The 21,948-nt window shown below is 50.5% G+C and carries 19 protein-coding genes and 8 pseudogenes; 10 read left to right on the top strand and 17 right to left on the bottom strand.

Annotated features, from left to right (window positions below):
• Nucleotides 1–16: 16 nt before the first annotated feature.
• From AC4OVU_RS01085 to vapB, 6 genes and pseudogenes are all read right to left on the bottom strand, one after another.
• Nucleotides 17–190: a hypothetical protein gene (locus AC4OVU_RS01085; RefSeq protein WP_491928595.1), complete on the bottom strand. Its 174-nt coding sequence runs from the start codon at nt 188–190 to the stop codon at nt 17–19.
• The gene (locus AC4OVU_RS01080; protein WP_491928590.1) at nt 145–666 is read right to left on the bottom strand and encodes a hypothetical protein; all 522 of its coding nucleotides are present in this window, start codon (nt 664–666) and stop codon (nt 145–147) included. Before AC4OVU_RS01080 ends, AC4OVU_RS01085 begins: the two co-directional genes overlap by 46 nt.
• A gap of 5 nt (nt 667–671) precedes the next feature.
• Nucleotides 672–1,376 (bottom strand): IS6-like element IS26 family transposase, encoded by a 705-nt coding sequence (locus AC4OVU_RS01075; RefSeq protein WP_001067855.1) that lies wholly within the window; start codon nt 1,374–1,376, stop codon nt 672–674.
• A 63-nt stretch (nt 1,377–1,439) separates the two neighbouring features.
• Nucleotides 1,440–1,547, bottom strand: a pseudogene (locus AC4OVU_RS01070) (transposase); the annotation flags it as partial.
• A 203-nt stretch (nt 1,548–1,750) separates the two neighbouring features.
• The gene (locus AC4OVU_RS01065; protein WP_000754566.1) at nt 1,751–2,167 is read right to left on the bottom strand and encodes a type II toxin-antitoxin system VapC family toxin; all 417 of its coding nucleotides are present in this window, start codon (nt 2,165–2,167) and stop codon (nt 1,751–1,753) included.
• On the bottom strand, nt 2,164–2,394 hold the full coding sequence (gene vapB, locus AC4OVU_RS01060; RefSeq protein WP_001261276.1) for a type II toxin-antitoxin system VapB family antitoxin: 231 nt from the start codon (nt 2,392–2,394) through the stop codon (nt 2,164–2,166). Before vapB ends, AC4OVU_RS01065 begins: the two co-directional genes overlap by 4 nt.
• Nucleotides 2,395–2,950: 556 nt before the next feature.
• Here vapB and AC4OVU_RS01055 point away from each other — a divergent pair.
• The 6 genes and pseudogenes from AC4OVU_RS01055 to AC4OVU_RS01030 all read left to right on the top strand — a co-directional run bounded on the left by AC4OVU_RS01055 (nt 2,951) and on the right by AC4OVU_RS01030 (nt 6,770).
• On the top strand, nt 2,951–3,271 hold the full coding sequence (locus AC4OVU_RS01055) for a hypothetical protein (protein ID WP_004197770.1): 321 nt from the start codon (nt 2,951–2,953) through the stop codon (nt 3,269–3,271).
• Nucleotides 3,272–3,500: 229 nt separating this feature from the next.
• Nucleotides 3,501–3,635 (top strand): annotated as a pseudogene (locus AC4OVU_RS01050) (hypothetical protein); the annotation flags it as partial.
• Between the two features lie 27 nt (nt 3,636–3,662).
• Nucleotides 3,663–3,992 carry a hypothetical protein gene (locus tag AC4OVU_RS01045; RefSeq protein WP_004197773.1) on the top strand — a complete coding sequence of 110 codons (330 nt, stop codon included), beginning with the start codon at nt 3,663–3,665 and terminating at the stop codon, nt 3,990–3,992.
• A gap of 48 nt (nt 3,993–4,040) precedes the next feature.
• Nucleotides 4,041–4,859 (top strand): hypothetical protein, encoded by an 819-nt coding sequence (locus AC4OVU_RS01040; RefSeq protein ID WP_004197776.1) that lies wholly within the window; start codon nt 4,041–4,043, stop codon nt 4,857–4,859.
• On the top strand, nt 4,859–5,641 hold the full coding sequence (locus AC4OVU_RS01035; protein ID WP_004197768.1) for a site-specific integrase: 783 nt from the start codon (nt 4,859–4,861) through the stop codon (nt 5,639–5,641). Before AC4OVU_RS01040 ends, AC4OVU_RS01035 begins: the two co-directional genes overlap by 1 nt.
• A 166-nt stretch (nt 5,642–5,807) precedes the next feature.
• Nucleotides 5,808–6,770, top strand: coding sequence for an Abi family protein (locus AC4OVU_RS01030; RefSeq protein ID WP_004197772.1), 963 nt, complete (start codon nt 5,808–5,810; stop codon nt 6,768–6,770).
• Between the two features lie 156 nt (nt 6,771–6,926).
• Here the strand turns inward: AC4OVU_RS01030 and AC4OVU_RS01025 are convergent, their stop codons facing one another.
• On the bottom strand, nt 6,927–7,556 hold the full coding sequence (locus AC4OVU_RS01025; protein ID WP_004197775.1) for a YkgJ family cysteine cluster protein: 630 nt from the start codon (nt 7,554–7,556) through the stop codon (nt 6,927–6,929).
• 224 nt (nt 7,557–7,780) lie between these two features.
• Nucleotides 7,781–8,038, bottom strand: a pseudogene (locus tag AC4OVU_RS01020) (hypothetical protein); the annotation flags it as partial.
• A gap of 29 nt (nt 8,039–8,067) precedes the next feature.
• Between AC4OVU_RS01020 and AC4OVU_RS01015 the strand changes: the two are divergent.
• Nucleotides 8,068–9,036 carry an IS5 family transposase gene (locus tag AC4OVU_RS01015; protein ID WP_072269220.1) on the top strand — a complete coding sequence of 323 codons (969 nt, stop codon included), beginning with the start codon at nt 8,068–8,070 and terminating at the stop codon, nt 9,034–9,036.
• Between the two features lie 518 nt (nt 9,037–9,554).
• Here AC4OVU_RS01015 and AC4OVU_RS01010 read toward each other — a convergent pair.
• The 5 genes from AC4OVU_RS01010 to umuD form a co-directional block, all read right to left on the bottom strand.
• Nucleotides 9,555–10,529 carry a ParB family protein gene (locus AC4OVU_RS01010; protein ID WP_004197750.1) on the bottom strand — a complete coding sequence of 325 codons (975 nt, stop codon included), beginning with the start codon at nt 10,527–10,529 and terminating at the stop codon, nt 9,555–9,557.
• Complete coding sequence (locus tag AC4OVU_RS01005; protein ID WP_004152349.1) at nt 10,526–11,731, bottom strand: AAA family ATPase; 1,206 nt, start codon at nt 11,729–11,731, stop codon at nt 10,526–10,528. Before AC4OVU_RS01005 ends, AC4OVU_RS01010 begins: the two co-directional genes overlap by 4 nt.
• 321 nt (nt 11,732–12,052) lie before the next feature.
• Nucleotides 12,053–12,949: a RepB family plasmid replication initiator protein gene (locus tag AC4OVU_RS01000; protein ID WP_004197749.1), complete on the bottom strand. Its 897-nt coding sequence runs from the start codon at nt 12,947–12,949 to the stop codon at nt 12,053–12,055.
• Nucleotides 12,950–13,349: 400 nt separating this feature from the next.
• Complete coding sequence (locus AC4OVU_RS00995) at nt 13,350–14,621, bottom strand: Y-family DNA polymerase (RefSeq protein WP_004197744.1); 1,272 nt, start codon at nt 14,619–14,621, stop codon at nt 13,350–13,352.
• Complete coding sequence (umuD, locus tag AC4OVU_RS00990; protein WP_004197746.1) at nt 14,621–15,052, bottom strand: translesion error-prone DNA polymerase V autoproteolytic subunit; 432 nt, start codon at nt 15,050–15,052, stop codon at nt 14,621–14,623. Before umuD ends, AC4OVU_RS00995 begins: the two co-directional genes overlap by 1 nt.
• Before the next feature lie 405 nt (nt 15,053–15,457).
• On the opposite strand from umuD, the pseudogene AC4OVU_RS00985 reads away from it, so the two are divergent.
• Nucleotides 15,458–15,982: pseudogene (locus tag AC4OVU_RS00985) on the top strand (group II intron reverse transcriptase/maturase); the annotation flags it as partial.
• Nucleotides 15,983–16,017: 35 nt separating this feature from the next.
• Here AC4OVU_RS00985 and AC4OVU_RS00980 read toward each other — a convergent pair.
• The 3 genes and pseudogenes from AC4OVU_RS00980 to AC4OVU_RS00970 form a co-directional block, all read right to left on the bottom strand.
• Nucleotides 16,018–17,562: pseudogene (locus AC4OVU_RS00980) on the bottom strand (Tn3-like element Tn5403 family transposase); the annotation flags it as partial.
• Between the two features lie 294 nt (nt 17,563–17,856).
• A complete protein-coding gene (locus AC4OVU_RS00975) occupies nt 17,857–18,879 on the bottom strand; it encodes an IS110 family RNA-guided transposase (protein WP_001567660.1) in 1,023 nt (340 codons plus the stop codon).
• Nucleotides 18,880–19,690: 811 nt separating this feature from the next.
• Nucleotides 19,691–20,579: pseudogene (locus tag AC4OVU_RS00970) on the bottom strand (IS3 family transposase); the annotation flags it as partial.
• Here AC4OVU_RS00970 and tnpA point away from each other — a divergent pair.
• Nucleotides 20,574–20,825: pseudogene (gene tnpA, locus AC4OVU_RS00965) on the top strand (IS200/IS605 family transposase); the annotation flags it as partial. The pseudogenes AC4OVU_RS00970 and tnpA overlap by 6 nt on opposite strands.
• A gap of 79 nt (nt 20,826–20,904) precedes the next feature.
• On the opposite strand, the gene AC4OVU_RS00960 reads toward tnpA, so the two are convergent.
• Nucleotides 20,905–21,333, bottom strand: coding sequence for an ABC transporter permease (locus tag AC4OVU_RS00960; protein WP_271080314.1), 429 nt, complete (start codon nt 21,331–21,333; stop codon nt 20,905–20,907).
• A gap of 65 nt (nt 21,334–21,398) precedes the next feature.
• On the opposite strand from AC4OVU_RS00960, the pseudogene AC4OVU_RS00955 reads away from it, so the two are divergent.
• A pseudogene (locus tag AC4OVU_RS00955) lies at nt 21,399–21,948 on the top strand (IS1 family transposase); the annotation flags it as partial.

The raw sequence follows: 21,948 nt of genomic DNA, 5'->3' as shown, positions 1-21,948 counted from the left end.
TGAACAATAGAGTTAACTAAGCGCTCGTAATCATATTAACGGCGGATTTCATTGAAAAAAAACAGCCTTCAGTGCGTTTATCATAGGCATTTAAAATAAAATAGCCGGGGCGATAGAAATTTTTCAAGAACCCTCCGTTTGGATCTAAAGAAATATTTTTTTCGCCTCTAACAATGCTCTTAAATAGCAGTTCATTGAAAATTGTGGTTTTACCAGTACCGGTTGTCCCGGCAATCGAAAATGCAAGTTCTCAGCGTATGTAGGAATGGGGATATTAGCAACGGTTAACTGGTTGACTCCTCTTTCGCGTGTTTTATCAGCGAGTGTTCTGGAACCAACAAGCTCTGTACCACGATAAATATTTTTGAATCTTTCGCCTTTAAAAACGCGTGATTTATCATAAATGATAAAAGCGATAAGACCGCCAATACCAATGAACCAGCCAGCAATTAAAGCTGACCATAAAGGCCATAGCGAAAAAGTGTTTTTAACAAGATACGGCATCAGGTATTTAGCCGTTGATGCGTCAATACCGTAGGTAAATTTAGCAACTAGAAACCATACCATTATTGGCGGCAAAGTAATTGCAAATAAAAATGCTAAGCCTCTTTCTCTATCGGGCACTGTTGCAAAGTTAGCGATGAGGCAGCCTTTTGTCTTATTCAAAGGCCTTACATTTCAAAAACTCTGCTTACCAGGCGCATTTCGCCCAGGGGATCACCATAATAAAATGCTGAGGCCTGGCCTTTGCGTAGTGCACGCATCACCTCAATACCTTTGATGGTGGCGTAAGCCGTCTTCATGGATTTAAATCCCAGCGTGGCGCCGATTATCCGTTTCAGTTTGCCATGATCGCATTCAATCACGTTGTTCCGGTACTTAATCTGTCGGTGTTCAACGTCAGACGGGCACCGGCCTTCGCGTTTGAGCAGAGCAAGCGCGCGACCATAGGCGGGCGCTTTATCCGTGTTGATGAATCGCGGGATCTGCCACTTCTTCACGTTGTTGAGGATTTTACCCAGAAACCGGTATGCAGCTTTGCTGTTACGACGGGAGGAGAGATAAAAATCGACAGTGCGGCCCCGGCTGTCGACGGCCCGGTACAGATACGCCCAGCGGCCATTGACCTTCACGTAGGTTTCATCCATGTGCCACGGGCAAAGATCGGAAGGGTTACGCCAGTACCAGCGCAGCCGTTTTTCCATTTCAGGCGCATAACGCTGAACCCAGCGGTAAATCGTGGAGTGATCGACATTCACTCCGCGTTCAGCCAGCATCTCCTGCAGCTCACGGTAACTGATGCCGTATTTGCAGTACCAGCGTACGGCCCACAGAATGATGTCACGCTGAAAATGCCGGCCTTTGAATGGGTTCATGTGCAGCTCCATCAGCAAAAGGGGATGATAAGTTTATCACCACCGACTATTTGCAACAGTGCCGGCAGAAACGCCCAGACGGTCAGATACTTCGGCAACGGAATAACCGCGTTCCGTTATCTGTCGGACGGCTTCTTCCTTAAATTCAGGTGTAAATCGTGGTGTGCCCATATGCTCCCCCTATACTCAAACTATAGGGCAGGATCGTCTACCGGGGTGGGGTCAGTCCATTAAGTGATAACAGGTGTCTGGAAATATAGGGGCAAATCCAGTCGGGAGGATGCGTGATCTGATCCTTCAACTCAGCAAAAGTTCGATTTATTCAACAAAGCCCATTCATGTCTGTCGTCTCCGTCACGGAAATTATTACGGGATTATTTCACCCAGTCTTCCAGCACCAGGCCCGGGACCCGCGCAAACTCTCTCACATTGTTCGTCACCAGGATGGCGCCCGCCGCGATGGCGTGCCCGGCAATGGCCGTGTCATTCGGGCCGATCGGCGTCCCGGCTAGGCGCAGCGCCACCCGGATGTCCGTCGTGGCGTCCACCGCGGCGCGGTCCCAGGGCAGGACGGCATCGAGGCGCGCGCAGAACGCGTCGACCAGCTGAATATGGCGCGGCGAGGCCTTCGGGCCGGTGGCGCCGAAGCGCATCTCGGCATACGTCACGGCCGAGACCACAATGCGATCACCGCGCAGCACCGCCTGCTCCAGGCGCTTCAGCACCGCTGCCGGCTGCTCGCGCATGATGAACGAGCAGATGTTGGTGTCGAGCATCCAGGTTTTCTTCATGGCTCAAAGCGTCCTTCATCGCTGACCACATCCTCACGCTCCGCCATAAAGTCCGGATCGGCCCTGTCCAGCTGCGCGAACGAGCCCCAGGTCGGCCGGACGGGACGCAGAATGATGCTGTCCCCTTCCCGGACGATCTCCAGCTCGCTGACGCCGTCAAAATCCAGGTCCCGGGGCAGACGGATGGCGCGGTTATTGCCGTTTTTAAATATCGAAACTGTGCGCATGGTTTTTCCTCATATGCTGAGTGTGCCAGGGAGTATTCCCGCATAGGTGAAGTATATGCCTGCAAGCCCGGCTTGTATAGGTGTTACATATGCAGATGGTAGGTATATGCGTATGCTTTGCCTATGCAGATGCCCGGCATATGGATATGTTACACCTATGTTGGTTTCTCACTTTTCCCGCTCAGATCCGAAAAAAGGCAGTTCCGGATCTGCTTTCCGGCCTCCGGCGCGCAGCGGCCTAAAAACACAATATGTGCTACGCCATAGGCTGATTTTTCTTCTATATATAGTGTTTGCCCCCTGCCCCGTGACCGGCCGCTCAGCACCGGTAAAGGGCGGTGTGGTTATTCCGTGGGCGTGGTACACTTCCGGAAACTGCGCAATAGCGTAAAAATCGGATCTCACCGGAACGGCTATCCGGTAATTTAATGACGTGGTTATATGGCTGCTTATTATCAGCCAGAGAATAATGACAATAGATAAAATCCCGATTTGTGACTGTCAGGTGTGTCATTAGGTAATGATTTAGTGGTGGGATTATTTAACAGGGTATTAAATGGATATTGATCAAGTTATTCGGGGCCTTATTAGCCAGGGCATGAATTCTGTCTGGGTATATCAAACTGCGAATAGTTACGGCAAAGAACTGGTTCAGTTGCTGGACGTGCAAGGAAACGAGCTGGCTTGGCGTTGGCTCTCTGATGGCTGCGCATCATGGCAGGCTCCCTCTTCAGTGATTGGGGGATATTTGAGCTTACCAGTAGGAGCAAGTGAATATGACCTCTCACAGGGCTTCGATCATGCGTCGTTCATTCTAGGCACTGAGGATTGTTCAAATTATTCAGAACTACCGCCCAGACCAGACTGGTGCCGCTAGGTCGCAAAAAGAATATGAATGGCGGGATTTTTAAGCAATTTAAGGAAGCAAAATTATGGGAATGTTTGATACGGTCAGATTCCGGTACCGGATGCCTGACGGAGTCACCGGGACGGACTTTCAGACCGACGACCTAGACTGCGATTGTGAATTTTACGAGATTTCCGCTGAAGGCCGCCTGCTTCGCTGGATGGGTGACGGTACGCGAACCGATACCTGTTTTGACGGGATGCTGACCCTCAGTGCCGATGACGGTTATCAACTGTATTTTGAGCACGGGACACTGGCGTGGATCGAGGTGTACTCGCAGGGCGACAGGCGCTGGCCGTTTGAGCCAGGCCGTTTTATGCCGGACCCGGCCTGACGGGATTTCTCGATACAAGGAACGCGAATGTGTGATTTATGCAGGGCGGACGGGAATTATTTCCATACGCCGGAATGTGTGTATGACCAGCTGGTCAGTGAGTACCCCGTGATGTGGCTGCGGGATTCGACCCGGATTGGCGCCTGCTACACCCTCCGTGAACTGCTGTCGCCGGAAGGGATGGTGCTGGCCATACAGAACGCGCCTCCCGTGACGGGATGGCGGCTGCGCATGCGGTATAACGAGGCCATTGATGAAGAGATTAACCCGCAGTGCGGGGACTGTATCGAGCTGGCCTCCAGGGCGGACGCCCTGCTGGCTTTTGAACCGTTCCGTGGAGACGATGCGGCAGTATGACCGGCTGGATTTTTCATTTACAGAACCATACAGAAGGGTACTGGCATTATGGGAAGCATGAAAGACCAGATGATGGATATTGAATCTGAACGATTTGATAAATGGCTTGCTGAAAATTATCCGGATGTTGTCCCCGGCTCAGAAGAATGGGAACAGGCCGCTAACCTGTACTACTGGGAACAGGAGTATCTCGCCGATCAGGCTCAGTGGGATCATGAACACGGGCTGTTTGTGGCTTCCCTGAACAATGTTCATCAGCGTTACCTGCACGCCAGCCAGGAGCTGAAGAAGCTCCATGCCCTGCTTGATGAAAAGCAGCCTGAACTGGTGTACAGAATGTCTTTCGTCCATGCCGTGACGGTCATGGAGGCGTACCTGATGTACTGCGCCAGAGCTCTGCTGGAAGAGGACAGGCCGCTCGAGAGATACTTTGAAGAGTATTACTTACCTTTTGCTAAGGTAGGCAAGAAAGAGAAGCAGGCGGCCCGCGAGATGGAGCTTACCAAGTTCCGCCCTGTGGCAAAGAATGTTGTTGCGAGTATGACGTTTCATAACGTGAAAACCATTGAGCGCTATTTCGGGACTGTGCTTCATATACCGCCCGTCTGGCCAATTGAGCCGCTGGGTATCATCGCAGACTGGCGAAACGATCTGGTACACCGCAACGGTGTGGATGAGCATGATGTGCCACGCGTGATATCAGCGCAGCAGCTGCATAGCGCCCTGCAGAAAGTGTCGGATCTGATAGAGGCTGCAGATCATTCCCTGCGTCTGGAAGTGGACTATTTTGGTAACTGGCGTAATGAAGAGAACCGGGAAATCATTGCGGGAGCACTGCGCATATCCCCTGGCGGAGAATCATCCTGATGACCGGACTTGTAACCCTGGGAGGGTATTCGACAACAGGTGCTCAGTTACCTGTTTCTATCGACTATCCAGCGGCGCTGGCCCTGCGTCAGATGGCGCTCGTTCAGGACGAACTGCCGAAATACCTGCTGGCGCCGGAAGTAAGTGCCCTGCTCCACTATGTACCCGATCTCCACCGCAAGATGTTGCTGGCAACCCTCTGGAATACCGGCGCGCGCATTAACGAGGCGCTGGCGCTGACCCGGAGTGATTTTTCCCTGACACCGCCCTACCCGTTCGTGCAGCTGGCCACGCTCAAACAGCGGACCGAAAAAGCCACCAGAACGGCCGGCCGTGCTCCGGCCGGTAGCCTGCCTCATCGTATCGTTCCGCTTTCCGATGCGAACTATGTCAGCCAGCTGGAGATGATGGTGGCCACGCTTAAAATTCCGCTGGAGCGCCGTAATAAACGCACAGACAGAACCGAGAAAGCACGCATCTGGGAAATTACCGACAGAACGGTCCGGACCTGGATAAGTGAAGCCGTTGATGCGGCTGCCGCCGACGGGGTGACGTTTTCGGTACCGGTTACCCCGCACACGTTCCGTCACAGCTACGGGATGCATATGCTGTATGCCGGCATCCCGCTGAAGGTGCTGCAGAGCCTGATGGGACACAAGTCGATCAGCTCGACGGAGGTCTACACGAAAGTGTTTGCGCTCGATGTCGCGGCACGGCACCGGGTGCAGTTCCAGATGCCAGGCGATGAGGCGGTGGCGCTGCTGAAGGGAAATGGCAGGTAACTAGACAGAACTATCTATGCCCAGAGGATGTATTGATTGCTCTTTTTTGAGTAATTTCCGTTGACGTGTTTGTCAAATGGAGTAGTATTAGTATTAATGATGCCTGCAACAACCCTTTGGGGAAGTTAGTGGGCTTTTTTTTTGCCTATTCAGGGATGATGCTGCGATGCCGACAACCCTTTACAGCAAGCCTTACCGTACACCTGCCGATCTGATTAACGACCTCAAGAGCAAAAAGCTTGAGTTTTTGGACGAGGCTGAAGCAGAAAATACGCTCAGCCAGATAAGCTATTACCATTTTAAAATTTATCTCCATCCTCTGTTAGATCCGGCAAGTCCGGGCGGAAAACATTACAGAAAAGATGAGTATTTTGAATATGGGGTTGAGCTATACCGCTTCGACGAAAAACTTCGTGTACTGTTGTTTGGCGTAATTGCGCGGCTTGAAGTTAAGCTCAGAAGCAGGCTTGACCATACACTTTCCGCATTCTCAAATGACCCTTTCTGGTATCTTGATAATACTTTTTTCTATACAGCGAAAGGCACTAAAATTATTGATGACATTCGAAGTAGAATACAAGGTGACTTTAATAAGGAAGGGGAGCTTTACGCGAGAAATTACAGGAAAAAATACCACAATAATTCGCATCCGCAATTCTCTAATCTACCCCCTTTCTGGATTGCCAGTGAGGTAATTACTATCGGTTGTCTTTTCAAGATATTCAGTGCGACTGATTTCTCATATTTTAAGGGATTGCCAGCACCTCATAACACTCTGCTGGATACACTCGCAAATGAGTTTGGTGCAAATGATTTCAATTCGCTGACGAACTGGGTTCAGCGTCTGCGTGACGTAAGAAATCGTGCCGCGCATCATAGCCGACTGTGGAACGCCAAACTTGCGATTCCAAGCCAGATAGCCAGTGAGTTGACCATACCCGCAGTTCACCAGTATCGACCATACTTGACGGTCTGCGTGATACACAAAATGATTAAGACACTAGACCTGGCGGGCATTGACTTAAAGGGTGATCTTCTTCGTCTTTTTGCTGGTAGCCATGCGGCGCAGCTGTATATGGCTGATACCGGCTTCCCGCAAGGTTGGGAAAACGATCCTTTCTGGAATTAAAAAGCGTTGTCAGCAAACAATTGATTCACTAAAAAGGCCGCGATGCGGCCTTTTTGGATAAAATCAAAACTGTGACATATCATAGCCGGAGCCAGTGGAACAGCGCGCAAAACACGCACTGTCAGCGGAACTGGACTGAAATATTTCCATGCCTGGCTATTTTATTCCTTTATGATTCCCAAAGAAGAATCTTATATCACTCTTCTTCCTCTTCCCATTTAGTTGGTCAATATAGTTTCGGAACTGATAAATTATATTTATGTCTTGACCACCTAAACTCCCATATGTCCTATGAGGTTCGTTTGGTGTTTCGCAGTACTTAGGGTTATCTACTGTGAAAAAGGTTCTACAATTGAAAGGTCGATATTCATATATGGAGCAGATTCCATCAGTTAAAAATGGGCAATCTGTATTGGTTTTTAATTTTCTTTGCTTGTTAGATACAATTCTGTGGGATGTATTTTTTTCTATAAAACTTGCTTCTAATGCCGTCATTTCGACACCTATTTTGCAACAGGCGCTGCAACCTTTCTGACATACTGTAAAGGTTGATGCAAACTCGCCAAAAGTATCAAGAAATCCATAAATCAAACTAATTTCCAAAAATGGATTATTCTTAACAGAATCCAGCTTCACCTGAAGAGTCTGACAGGCAGCTATGACGTTTTCAGGGATGTCTGGTAATACTCTTGTTTCATCCCTTTCAATGTATTTCACTTCAATTATTTCATTTTTTTTGGGGAAAAAACGTTGTAGAAGACGTTGTAAAAAATTAATCCATTTCAAAATAACTCCTTAGGCATGACATGAAGCAGCTGCACATTGCAAAAGCAGATTAAACGACACGGATCCAGTAGGCTGGTTCAACAACCCAAACTCCGCAATCATATGCGATAGCCCTACGATGACGGTTCATCAGCCAGAACGTCCAGGCGACAAACCGACTATTTCCACTATAGACGGTTTTATCCCCATCCAGCATGACAGCATAGCGAGGCTTTTTGTTCATATTATGATTCCTTATGTTGTTTACCTGGAATTATCGGAGCGTCCAGGTGGCAAGGCAACTCTGTATCAGAGGATATTTTACCCCGCGCAACCAGCCATGCGCGACGTTGTTCCAGCCATGTTTTGAAAGCGGGTGTCGCTTCGACTTTTTTCACTTCCTTCTGTTTCCAGGCTTTTACCGGGCCTGCACTGAGCGGCGCACCGAGAAATTCACTGATCGCTTTGTCAGTCCAAAGGCGAGCTTTCAAGCCACGTTTGGCTTTGTTGAATAAATCGAACTTTTGCTGAGTTGAAGGATCAGATCACGCATCTTCCCGACAACGCAGACCGTTCCGTGGCAAAGCAAAAGTTCAAAATCACCAACTGGCCCACCTACAATAAAGCCCTCATCAACCGTGGCTCCATAACTTTCTGGCTGGATGATGAAGCTATTCAGGCCTGGTATGAGTCAGCAACACCTTCTTCACGAGGCAGACCTCAGCGCTATTCTGACCTTGCCATCACGACTGTGCTGGTCATTAAACGCGTATTCAGGCTGACCCTGCGCGCTGCGCAGGGTTTTATTGATTCCATTTTTACACTGATGAATGTTCCGTTGCGCTGCCCGGATTACACCAGTGTCAGCAAGCGCGCAAAGTCGGTTAATGTCAGTTTCAAAACGTTCACCCGAGGTGAAATCGCGCATCTGGTGATTGATTCCACCGGGCTGAAGGTCTTTGGTGAAGGCGAATGGAAAGTCAAAAAACATGGCCAGGAACGCCGTCGTATATGGCGAAAGTTGCATCTGGCAGTTGACAGCAACACACATGAAATCATCTGTGCAGACCTGTCGCTGAACAATGTGACGGACTCAGAAGCCTTCCCGGGTCTTATCCGGCAGACTCACAGAAAAATCAGGGCAGCATCGGCAGACGGCGCTTACGACACCCGGCTCTGTCACGATGAACTGCGGCGTAAGAAAATCAGCGCGCTTATCCCGCCCCGAAAAGGTGCGGGTTACTGGCCCGGTGAATATGCAGACCGTAACCGTGCAGTGGCTAATCAGCGGCTGACCGGGAGTAATGCGCGGTGGAAATGGACAACAGATTACAACCGTCGCTCGATAGCGGAAACGGCGATGTACCGGGTAAAACAGCTGTTCGGGGGTTCACTGACGCTGCGTGACTACGATGGTCAGGTTGCGGAGGCTATGGCCCTGGTACGAGCGCTGAACAAAATGACGAAAGCAGGTATGCCTGAAAGCGTGCGTATTGCCTGAAAACACAACCCGCTACGGGGGAGACTTACCCGAAATCTGATTTATTCAACAAAGCCGCCACGTTTACTTATCCACTCAGCATGCCATTCATTGCTCGCTTGGGCTCGTCTATCTGCTGCATTGTAATAAAGCCTCACGGTCATGGCACATCTCCTTGTACTTCTACATCATGAATGGGTTTGGCATAGAGGGACCAAAGAAAAATACAATGATTGAGGTAAGGATAAAACAGGTTAACCAGAGCCATTCAAGTTTCCAAGGTCTGAATAATTGCCAGATAAATCCGGCCGCGATAGTGCCGCAAACAACACCACCAATTAGAGCCTCAGAAATTGTCGAGTGTTCCATTGATTTTGTTTCTCCAAAAATTACGCCATTGTGCTTTATAAAACTTCAAGCGATGCGACAGGGAATTTCATACTGAAAGAAATCACAAAAAACCTAGTTTTTTAGATAGTTAGGACTGAAAATGTAGTGGGAACTTTTTAGTGGAGTCACACATTAAATTCCCACTTTTTTTATTTTTCGAAGGACTGCATGTTGCCCATAACCAGCCTGATGGCCTCATCTAACTCAGCCTGAACTGAAGCAGGAAGACGGGCAAATTCATAGGTCACTAAGCGTTTAGACGGATCGGTTTTCTTCCGGGCAAACTGCTTTTTGTCTTCAAACTCACGTAGTTTTTCAGTTTGTACAGTTTTCACTGGCGCTGGCTTCAGCTGCTTCGAATGGCGTTTAAAAGAGTCCATAATTAGCGACTTACTTATGCTTTCAACTTTTGCTGCACTGATGTCTGCCTGAACTTTTCCGAGCAAATCAGACAGAGGCACACCTTTGCTATCTAAGTCCTCTGAAATTTTTAACAGCAGCTGGTAATCAGCAAGGGAGAGTTCATTGATAACCGGGAATAACTCGACCATTTCAGCTGGCACAGAAGCAGCTTGAAACGCGCGGGAAACGCTGGCCGGTGAGACGTCCTCTACGCGCGCAATTTCATCCTTAGACATGCCATTTGCGTACATAAATTGATATCTTTGACCTATCTCACGAAGCGTATGCTCACGCGCGGTCTGAATGTCTTTGGCAAGCTGACGAGCATCTTCAAGACTTATCTCATCTTCTGTAACCAGAATTTCGAATTTCGCGCCACTGAAGATACATGCCGCCCGGCGCCGGGAACCATCTAACACTTCAATACAACCGTCAATAACTCGGCCGATTGCTGGGAAAAATTGCTGCAGGTTGATAGTTCGCGTTATGTCGCTCACTGACTCAGGGGTTACATACCTTTGGTCGCGACCGTTAACAGCTGGATCGACAAATGTCTTCTCTTCAATATCACCATTCAAAATGGTTGAGAGGGTGAACTTGGCCTGATTACCGGACTTAAGGGTGAATACCTTCTCTGCTTCTTTGGTTTCGAGGCTACGGATAAAATCCGAGCTATCACTACCTAAAATGTTTCGCCCGCGAGCTACTATTTTTTTCTTCACGCTGATTGGCTCCTCAGGAATTCAATACGGTCAAACACAGCCTTCGTAAAATGCTCTGCTTCTGTACGCGCTTTTTTTAACGCGTCGTTGCTACCGGGATAAGATGCTGGGTTAGCACTAATAATCGTATCAAACGTTTCTCCGCAACGTTCAAAGCCATCCAGGCGTGGCAGGGAAGAGTCCAGTATGCTACTTGTGTAGACTTCACGAGCAAGGCTATGTGAAACCAGGTGATCGGGCTTGCCAGTCATTTTCGACATAAAACCAATACTGGCAGCCAGACGCGGTTCAATGCCTTCTTCTTCCAGCGTTTCCAGCATTTCAGGCAAGCGGGTAAGGTATTTCAACGTGGAATGGAAATCGACTTGCGCCGGCGGAGTAGGGGTGAGAATAAGGTCACTTGCCGCCAAACCGTTTAGTAAAAATGGATCGAGGTGCGGACCTGTATCAATCAGGATGAAATCGTAGTCATCAGCCACACGATCGATAATGATTTTGCGAAGCACTTCGTACTGGTTTACGCCCGGCAGGTGCTCGCTAACCAGCTCCTTCCATGCGCTGGCTACAAAACCATCATCGATAGAAGCCGGAATAACATCAACACCTGGAATGATGGTTGGCCGTATCACTTCGTTACGCAGGGTTTCAGCATCGACATCGTTTAGCATCGCTTGCGCGGCGGTTTCAAGAATGGAACCAATACTGTGCGTGTGATCGAGGAACATGGTGCTGGATGCCTGCGGATCAAGGTCAATAACCAGAATACGCAGATCGTGACGCAATAAATCCTGATGCACTCGCAACGCGTGCGCCAGCGTTACAGTTGATACGGTTTTGGATACGCCGCCTTTCAAGTTAACGACGAAAATAACGTAAGGCGATTGATGGATTTCACGATACTTCGGGATCTTGCGGTGGGCGTAAATATCAATAACATTCTGTACTGTAAGAGCATATTGCTCAACATTTCCGACGCGTTTCTTGTTGAAATCGTAGCCTGCATCTTCCATTTCTTTAATGGCCTGCTCCACGATGCGACGGCTTAGCTTGGGTAATTTGGCTACTGCGTTCCGGGTAAAGGTCTGGAAGTATTCTGTAAGGTTAAACTCTTTGCGTTGATCTTCAATGTCCCGGCTCATTGACTCAAGTAATATGCCAGCTCGTCGCGCTATCGAGCCTACTCCACCGTAATCTCGTTTCATTCTGTTCTCCATGATGTTTTCAATGTAGAGGACATTGATTGTACAACTCGGAGTGTACAACAAATACCATGACGTGCAAGAAATTATTGATATTGGTGTTTTTGTTGCACGTTCAGCGAGTGACTCAAAGGCTGAACGCTGATACATGTGTTTATAAATCGGTTCGGAAGTGAGCAAACAGGTGTGTTTACAAAGCGGAAACAATATGAGAGGGAATAGATGTGTTTATAAAACGGATGCTGATGCTGTGTTACCGGGAAAACAGCAAACACTCGCAGTCACTGCGGCACATATCCGCTTTACAAACACAGTCAGGCGCTTTTACTCTCCATCTTTTAAGGCTTCAGACATAGCCTTAATGTCTGGCCTAGGCGTGCGACGGGTTATGATTAAGTGCCATTCACCATCCTTTTTAACGACATCGCCATCTAAATAACCGACCGCTTTAAGCTCGTCTATAGCCTTGTTAATCACTCGATTCTGCTGGTTATTGGGTGAGGTAAGCATTAGGCGACGTTTAATACGCGCGAACGATAGTGGTATTGGTCGCTCAGGAAGGCTCTCAATGAAAGTGTATAGGGCCTGTGCTGTCCCTTTGTTCGCAAGTTGCCGGATTATAAACATCTGCAGAAGCACCTGACGGTCGAATTGATAAAGCTCCCAAAGAGACTCATCGGCGGTAAGTTCCATGATGTCGTCTTTTTCGTCCCACTTACCACGACTTAACAGACCAGATACAACACCATTCCGATCCTTTTCTGAGGCAAGCTTGATAGTTGTGCTGCGAAGACGAATAAGAGAGTCGGCCAAGCGCGTTCTGAGTCCTTTATCTTTGTCCTTTGAGCTAAACCCGCATAATGTAGCAAACTCGCTGAATGGAAGTTCAATGGTGCTGCTGTTTAAGCCATATTTCGAAAACGCGAGAATGATGCCAACCCACACCTTGAAGTCAGTCTCCATCGAAAGTCGTGGGCCGGTAATACGGATGTCTGTATAACCTTCGGCTCTTGCCAACTCTAAGCTTTGAAGTTCGTTACTCGCATCAATACTGATATTTTCTGTATCCTTTCCTTTTCGTTTTAAGGAAGGTAGAAACAGACCTAAGCGCATCAAAGCTACAGGCTGGACAGTAGCGTTTCTGGAAGGCATGAGCTTCTTATTTTCATCGATTTCTACGAGAACCGATTCAAGTGATAGATCTACACTTTTCTTATACATAAGGACTTATCCACAGTTAAAGGATCATCCACAGACACAGCATGCGTAATCCCATTTATAAACACGCGCAATCCGTTTTATAAACACATAAATCCGCTTTGTAAACACAGAATACCGATTTACAAACACAAATATCCGACTTATAAACACATGAAATGGCTGTTAGCCTATGCATGGCGCGGTTTTCAACGTACCGGGATCTGTTTGGATCATTATATGGATCTTTGCTGGATCAGATACTTGGATCTACCCGGTGGATAACTGGATAAGTTGTCCATTTAACTTCGAGCGTAAGCAGAATTTGTCCGTACAGTTCCCTGGTGCTTCCTCGCTCACTCGCGGGCTTAGCCCTGTCGTTCGGCTGCGGCGAGCACTACTGGCTCTCTCTGAAATGCAAAATTTAGCCGATCCTCACTATGGGGATATCTTTCCAGCGGGTGGTGTACGCAGGGGAGAGCATATCGCGTTTCATTTGCCACGCAGGCGCAATCCCTCGTCCGGCAAACCAGACCTGTCCCAGTCCGGAATGATTAATGCCATCGAGAACCTTCATCAGCTCAGCACTGTGAGGGCGTGGAGGGCGTTCGTCGAACAGCTGCAGCTGCGAAACGCCGGAGCCGGTGAAGTCATTCAGCATCACACCGGCTTTGGCATACCGGTGCCCGTCCTTCCAGATACGCTCCAGAGCCGTTGTGGCGGCCGCAATGATGTCCCGGGTGTCCTGGGTGGGAGTAAGCAGTTTCTCCGTGGCCACGTTGCCGTAATAAGGCTCTTTAACGGCGAACGGAGACGTTTTGATGAAAACGGAAATATGCCGGCAATACTGGCGCTCCTTGCGCAGCTTTTCTGAGGCCCGCTCTGCGTACTGACAGACAGCCTGCCGCAGCGAATCGTATTCAGTGACCTTCTCACCAAAGCTGCGGCTGCAGACTATCTGCTGCTTTGTTGGCGGTGCTTCCTCAAGCGACATGCAGCTTTCCCCGTTCAGTTCGCGCACTGTTCGCTCGAGAACGACGGAGAAATTTTTCCGGATGAAGGCCGGGTTCGTCAGGGCCAGATCGAGCGCGGTCTTAATGCCCAGAACATTGAGCTTGCGTGCAATACGGTTTCCCACGCCCCAGATCTCTTCGACCGGCTGCAGTGAAAGCAGTTTCCGCGTTCGCTGTGGATTCCCCCGGGTGAGTGCGAGCACACCACGAAACTGTTTCCACTCCTTTGAGGCCCACTGGGCTGATTTTGCGAGGGTTTTCGTTGGTCCGGCACCCACGCCAATGGTCAGACGGGTACAGTCATACACGTGCTGTCGCAGCTGCCGGCCGAAGTCCTCCAGGTCCATGCAGTGCTCCACGCCGGTCAGATCGAGGAACATCTCGTCAATCGAATACTGTTCCACCCCCGGAGCCAGTTCCTCCAGGCAGCTCATCACGCGTGCCGACATGGATGCATAAAGTTCATAGTTGCTAGAGAACGCGTATATTTTTTCCGGGTATCTTTCGTTTTTCATCTGAAACCACGGCGTACCCATTTTGATCCAGGGCTTTGCCTCGGCACTTCTCGCGATTACGCAGCCATCGTTATTGCTGAGCACCACAACCGGCTTTCCTTTCAAATCCGGGCGGAAAACACGTTCGCAGCTGGCATAAAAGCTGTTCACATCGGCCAGGGCAAACATCAGTACATCTCCCTCGGGCGGTGGATGATGTGCGTGACGACGCCAAAGATATCCAGATCGTCCGGGTCGGGATAAATCGGCGACCAGGCGGCGTTCATGGGCTGCAGCGTCAGTCGTGGCGTCAGCAGCAGCCGTTTGACCGTAAACTCCCCCTGCACGCTGGCCACAACAATATCGCCATGCCGGGGCTTCTCGGCACAGTCCACAACCAGCAGATCGCCATTGTAAAGGCTGCCGTCGGCCATGCTGTCTCCGCTGGCGCGAAGGTAGTAAGTCGCGCTCGGATGCCGTATGCAGTAATCATGGAGATCCAGATCAGATTCGACATAGTCAGCTGCAGGGCTGGGAAAACCGCAGCTGGCCAGGTCTGCAAACAACGGATGGGCCTGTGGCGGGAGTTCTTTCCCGGTGCTGAAAAACTGTAGCTTCATCTTTCCTCCTGACACTCTAATTTTACTGGTTATATATACAGTGTGCGCCGGGAGACCGGTAAAGATCAAGGGGTGAAAGTCCCCGACCATTGAAGGACCAGCAATCCACAGGGTCCCCGAGTCATGCGTTGTATACCGTGAGGTATGGGGCGAAGCGTTGACAGGGGTGTTGACAGGCCAGCCATTGAGCCACGAAATGTATATTAAATTCCCGGGTGCCGACGTTGTACTGTTTACGGAAGGCAACATCATAGGGTGCGTTACTGCGAGTGCCATATGGACCCGGCGGGGTCTGAGACCCTGGCATGTCAATACGATCTTTACGCGGGAACCGGGAGATCTCCCCTCTGACCATCTGCCAGTGCCGGAGATGGCCCGCACCGGGAAGGCGAGGAGCCGAAGCCGGTGATGTACGGAGAGGAGAAGTCGGACTCGCTCATAGTAGCTGCGAATCTGGCGAACAATCCGCAAGGAGCGGAGTCAGTGGAGCGAAGGAGCGGGGCCAAGGGAAACGCGGAACAGCCACACATGCGCCGGACGCAGAGCCGGGAAAGTATGTCACAGAGGCTGTCACGCGTGCGGGAAGCTGCGAAGCAGCGGAAGAAAGAACGGTTTACCGCATTGTTCCACCTCCTGACAGCAGAGGCACTGGAGAACGCATTCCTCTCCCTGAGCAGGAAAGCGGCTGCCGGAGTTGATGGTGTCAGGTGGAAGGACTACGCCGAAAACCTGAAGGTCAACATAGCAGATCTGCACCGGAGGCTTCATCAGGGTAGTTACAGGGCTCAGCCCGGCAGGCGGCACTACATCCCGAAAGCGGATGGAAAACAGCGCCCGCTCGGCATCGCCTCACTGGAGGACAAAATCGTCCAGTATGCGCTGGTTAAGATCCTGAATGCAGTCTACGAAAATGACTTTATGGGGTTTTCATAGGGGTCGGTTCCGGCTGAGGGCGAAATGACACCCTAAGCTTTCGGTTCCTTGGGCCAAAGATATTCGCCAGTCAGTAGAATGTGCGCCCAGCCCAATGGGGATATGTGGGGAAGAAATTCAGGGGGAACATCCAACCCTTCGTTCCGCCGCTCCGTGACGGCATGACCAAGATGGACGGTATTCCAGTAAATGATCACCGCAGTCAATAAATTGAGCCCAGCGATTCGGTAGTGCTGCCCCTCTGTCGTGCGATCGCGAATTTCCCCCTGCCTCCCGATACGGAGCGCATTTTTGAGCGCATGGTGGGCCTCTCCCTTGTTAAGACCGATCTGAGCACGCCGCTGCATGTCCGTATCCAGGATCCACTCAATAATGAAAAGGGTCCGTTCAATACGACCAACTTCACGAAGCGCAACTGCAAGGTTGTTTTGTCGTGGGTAAGAAGCGAGCTTGCGCAGGAGTTGGCTGGGCCTGATTTTGCCAGCGGTCATCGTCGCGGCACAACGGAAAATATCAGGCCAGTTCGCAACGATAAGATCCTCCCGGGCTTTTCCACCTACCAACTTGCGTAACTCCCTGGGGGTCGTATCGGGATTAAATACGTACAACCGCTTCGATGGCAGATCCCTGATTCGCAGAACGAGATTGTAGCCGAGCAGGCTACTGGCTCCGAACAAATGGTCGGTGAATCCTGCTGTATCGGCATACTGTTCGCGAACATGGCGACCGACCTCGTTCATCAGTAGTCCATCGAGAATATACGGTGCCTCGCTCACGGTCGCCGGGATCGACTGACAAGCGAATGGCGCGAACTGGTCGCTTACGTGAGTATACGCTTTGAGGCCGGGAACAGAACCATATTTGGCATTGACCATGTTCATGGCTTCGCCATGCCGCGCTGTCGGGAAAAACTGACCATCGCTCGATGCTGACGTGCCCATCCCCCAGACGCGTGACATCGGCAGTTTACCCTGCGCGGCCACCACAATTGCCAATGCCTGGTTCATGGCTTCGCTTTCAACATGCCAGCGGGCAAGGCGTGAGAGCTGCCAGTAATCATGCGTGTTTGTAGCTTCCGCCATCTTACGCAGGCCCAGATTGAGCCCTTCAGCGAGCAGGACGTTGAGCAGACCGATCCGGTCGCGACATGGAGCCCCGGTTCTCAGATGGGTAAACGCATCTGTGAAACCAAGGGCTGCATCAACTTCAAGCAGCATGTCGGTAATCCGAACGGACGGCATTCGGCGATACAGATCCAGTATGAGTGCCTCGGCACCATCCGGCACGTCTGCTGTCAACCTGTCGATCCGCAACGTTCCATCTTCTATGCTACCGTGCGGAATAGTGCCGTTACGGGCAGCCCGGGCCAGCCGCTTAAGAGCGATCGTGAGTCGCGCCTTTCTGTCTGCCAGCCAATCCTGTGGGTTGGAAGGCACGGCCAGTTTTGCATTTTCCTGCGCCGCGATCATCGGCACCAGTACCTGCTTGAGGTCACCATAGCGGCGCGAATGAGCGAGCCAGACATCTCCGGAACGAAAAGCATCCCGGAGGTGAAAGAGTACCGCCACTTCCCAAAGAGGGGTCAGTTTGGAGATCGGAAATTATTGTACTATAAGGGCTTCCCCGGCATGTCAACGCCGGTGTTTACGGTTTCTGTCTGCACTATAGTAAAAAAATAAAGGGGAGAGACTGCGGTACTATAAACGGTCATGATGAATCGTCATCGATTCGGACCCTGATGAAAGACGCTCGTGAGGCTCTAGTTCGTTAGTCGGGTACACTTGCCCTGTACAATAAGCAGATATACCTCACGGGGTCTAACCCTTTATCATCAACGAGTTGCAGAACAGATGGTCATACAGCTTTGTACTTTAGCTGGCTGAGTACAACCTGAAATCATCACCGTAATGCAATGATGCCCAGCACAGTCTTGCATTTTTGGCAGCGATGGCAACAACAGCGCGCCAGTATCCTCTGCGTTCGACCAGTGAGCAGACCCAACGACTGAATAAATCAGTCCTTTTCTCCGCCCCGATCAGTACCGAGCGGGCACCCTGAACCAGAAGTGTTCTCAGATACGAATCGCCAGCTTTCGTTATCCTGCCAAGCTTCGACTTTCCGCCGCTGCTGTACTGCGATGGTGTCAGTCCCAGCCAGGCTGCCAGCTGGCGCCCATTCTTAAAATCATGTGCATTACCGATACTGGCGACCAGCGCACAGGCCGTTGTGGGGCCAACGCCCTTCAATTCCATCAGCCGCTGACTGCGATGATCTGTTTTGGCCATGCGGGACAAAATTCGGTCATATTCAGCGATGTTATCTTCAATGCGAGCAACGTGCTCCAGCAAATCATCAACACATTGCTGAACCTGAAGTGGTAAAGAATTCTTCTGCTCAAAAACTATGTGGCGCAGGGCATCTGTACTTTGTGGGGCGATAACGCCGAATTCAGATATCAACCCCCGGAGACGATTATATGTTGCTGTTTTCTCTTCGATAAAACCCTGTCGGGTACGATGCAGACACTGCATTGCCTGCTGGCTCTCATCCTTAACCGGCACAAACCGCATATGTGGGCGACGAACCGCCTCGCAGATAGCCTGAGCATCAGCTGCATCATTTTTCCCTGATTTACCAGCCATGCGGTAAGGCGATACAAATTTGGCGGCCATCAGACGCGGCTCATGACCATACTGCCGAAACAGTCTTGCCCAGTAATGAGCCCCGGAGCACGCCTCCATCCCGATAACACAGGGCGGCAAACCAGCAATCAGCCCGGGAAGAGCTGCGCGGGTTACTCTGGATTTAACCAGAACGGTTTTGCCATTCTGGTCAACGCAATGAACAGCGAACACATTTTTAGCAAGATCGATACCGACAGTAGTAATGGTCATAACGAATCCCTCCGGGGTTGTGTTTACCCCATGATTGCACAAGAGTTAATCAGGCGCATAATCAGGGGAAGTCCCTTCCATTCGTTAAGCGCATTATTTAACCAATCTTGGTTCGTAAGGGGTTGATTTTGCGTCAGTGGCTATCGCTTTTAAGTTGTCGCTCTTGCAGTATCGCATTTAGGTTATCCGATTAAGGTCAAACCTCTGAAAATGCCGTATAGCGCGGGAGTACACCCTATTGCTATAGGTAAGTCTGTTCAAAAAACAGGCTTACCGTACAATAATTCTCTATATCCAAACTGACCCCTGGTGGCTCCCTCGTGCTCCCCCGCATTCCTGCCTTTCGGTTTACCGGTGTCACTCCGCTGTTATGGCCGCGGTTTCTCATTCCACGCCTGACACTCAGTTCCGGGAAGGCAGTTCGCTCCAGGATGGACTGTATGCACGAACCCCCCGTTCAGTCCGACCGCTGCGCCTTATCCGGTAACTATCAACTTGAGTCCAACCCGGAAAGACACGACTAATCGCCATTGGCAACGGCCATTGGCAAACAGGATGTGCGAGAGATGTCTCAAGAGTTCTTGAAGTGGCGGCCTTAGTGAGGCTACACTGAAAGGACAAATTTGGTGACATGTCTCGCACAAGACTGTTACCACGGTTAGGGGATCTGCCAGGATTACCTAACCTTCGAAAAACCACCTGCCAGGGTGGTTTTTTCGTTTACAGGGCAAGAGATTACGCGCGAAAAAAAAGGATCTCAAGAAGATCCTGAACCGCCCCGGTTTTCCGGGAGAGTTTTTAGTCCGCGAACTCAGGCTGCCATAGCTCCGTTTCCGATGGAAGCATAATACGCTCTTTCGGCTTCAGCCGGGGGGATGTGACCGAGCCGTTCCAGTAGTCGGCCGCTGTTGTACCAGTCCACCCACGTCAGCGTCGCCAACTCAACCTCTGCTCGGCTTTTCCAGCTCTGTCTGTGTATCACCTCCGCTTTGTACAGGCCGTTGATGCTTTCCGCCATCGCATTGTCGTAGGAGTCGCCTGAGCTGCCCGTCGAGGCCAGTAAGCCCGCGTCCTGCAGACGTTGCATGTACGCCAGCGACACGTACTGCGAGCCCTTATCCGAGTGATGGATGGTGCCGGAAGGGCGACGGGCCCACAGCGCCTGCTCCAGCGCATCCAGCACGAACGTGGTTTCCATCGATGACGACACTCGCCAACCCACGATGCCGCCGGCAAACACATCGATGATGAACGCTACATACGCGAACCCCTGCCAAGTACTCACGTACGTGAAGTCTGCTACCCACAGCTGATTGGGACGCTCTGCCACGAACTGACGGTTTACCCGGCCGCCTGCCGCAGCTTCTTTCCTGCTGACCATGGTTCGTACTTTTTTCCCGCCGCACGCCGGTAAGCCCCATGCTTTTCATCAGTCGCGCGATGGTGCATCTGACCACGCTGAAGCTTTCCCGTTGCAGCTGGTGCCAGACCTTACGAACTCCATAGACACTGTAGTTTTCGTCGTACACGCGCTGTACCTCCAGCTTCAGCTGGTCATCACGCCGGTCACGCTGACTGCGTTTTTCCGGATGCTGACGTTGGTTCTGGTACCGGTAGTATGTCGACGGGGCGATATCCAGCTCATGGCATACCGGTCCGACTCCGTGACTTACGCGGAGGGTATCGAGCAGCGGCATCATGTTCACATGTGCATCAGCATTCCACCAAAGTATTCGGTATCGACAATCGTCGGCTATCTGAAGGGGAAAAGTGCGATAGCGATAGCCCGGCAGTTCGGCAGAGGAAAAAACTTCACTGGTGAAGTTTTCTGGGCACGAGGATATTTTGTTTCAACTGTAGGCCTGGATGAAGCCACGGTCAGGGCTTACATACGCAAGCAAGAGCGAGAAGACGAACGTTACGACCAGATGAATCTGAACGTATAACAGGCGCCTTGGGCGGCTCATGGTTTGTCGGCGCCTTTGAGGCGCTCACCCTAAAGCCTCCGGCTCTGCCGGAGGATACTTACTTCTGCCAAACTAGACGATACATAGCAAGTAAAAATAATATAATTGCTAGCAAAGATATTTTTATTATTACGGGTGCCAACTCATAGATACCTGCCCCCTGAGAGTTCAGCATAGTAAACCCACTTATCATTGTACTTGATGGGAAAATCACCATCGTTTTCACAACCCATTCAGGCATATTAAATGTAGGAAACGAGGCTCCTGACGCATAAAAAATAACCATCGAGGTAGCCGATAGGATCTGCATTGGACGGTTGATGTTATCCAGAAAACTACCAATCAACATCCCCATTGAACTTACTGCCGCAGAAAAAAGAACAATCAACAAAACCTGTAAAAACATACTTCCTTCATTGGGATACCCTTGCAAATAATAAACCCAACCAAACACAAAAACCGCTCCAAAAAAACCAACCATAAACAACCCAAAAAACGGTAATGGTGCCAACTTACTGATTTAGTGTATGATGGTGTTTTTGAGGTGCTCCAGTGGCTTCTGTTTCTATCAGCTGTCCCTCCTGTTCAGCTACTGAAGGCGTGGTGCGTAACGGTAAAAGTACTGCCGGACATCAGCGCTATCTCTGCTCTCACTGCCGTAAAACATGGCAGCTACAGTTCACTTACACCGCTTCTCAACCCGGTACGCATCAGAAAATCATTGATATGGCCATGAATGGCGTCGGATGTCGCGCCAGTGCACGCATTATGGGCGTTGGCCTCAACACGATTTTACGTCACTTAAAAAACTCAGACCGCAGTCGGTAACCTCACGCATACAACCGGGCAGTGACGTCATTGTTTGCGCGGAAATGGACGAACAGTGGGGTTATGTCGGCGCTAAATCACGCCAGCGCTGGTTGTTTTACGCGTATGACAGGATACGGAGGACGGTTGTGGCGCACGTATTCGGTGAACGCACGTTGTCCACGCTGGAGCGTCTTCTGGGCCTGCTGTCGGCCTTTGAGGTCGTGGTATGGATGACGGATGGCTGGCCGCTTTATGAATCACGCCTGAAGGGAGAACTGCACGTTATCAGCAA

This window comes from Enterobacter sp. 6722112, assembly GCF_058661685.1.
This window is presented reverse-complemented; position numbering and strand designations above follow the sequence as displayed.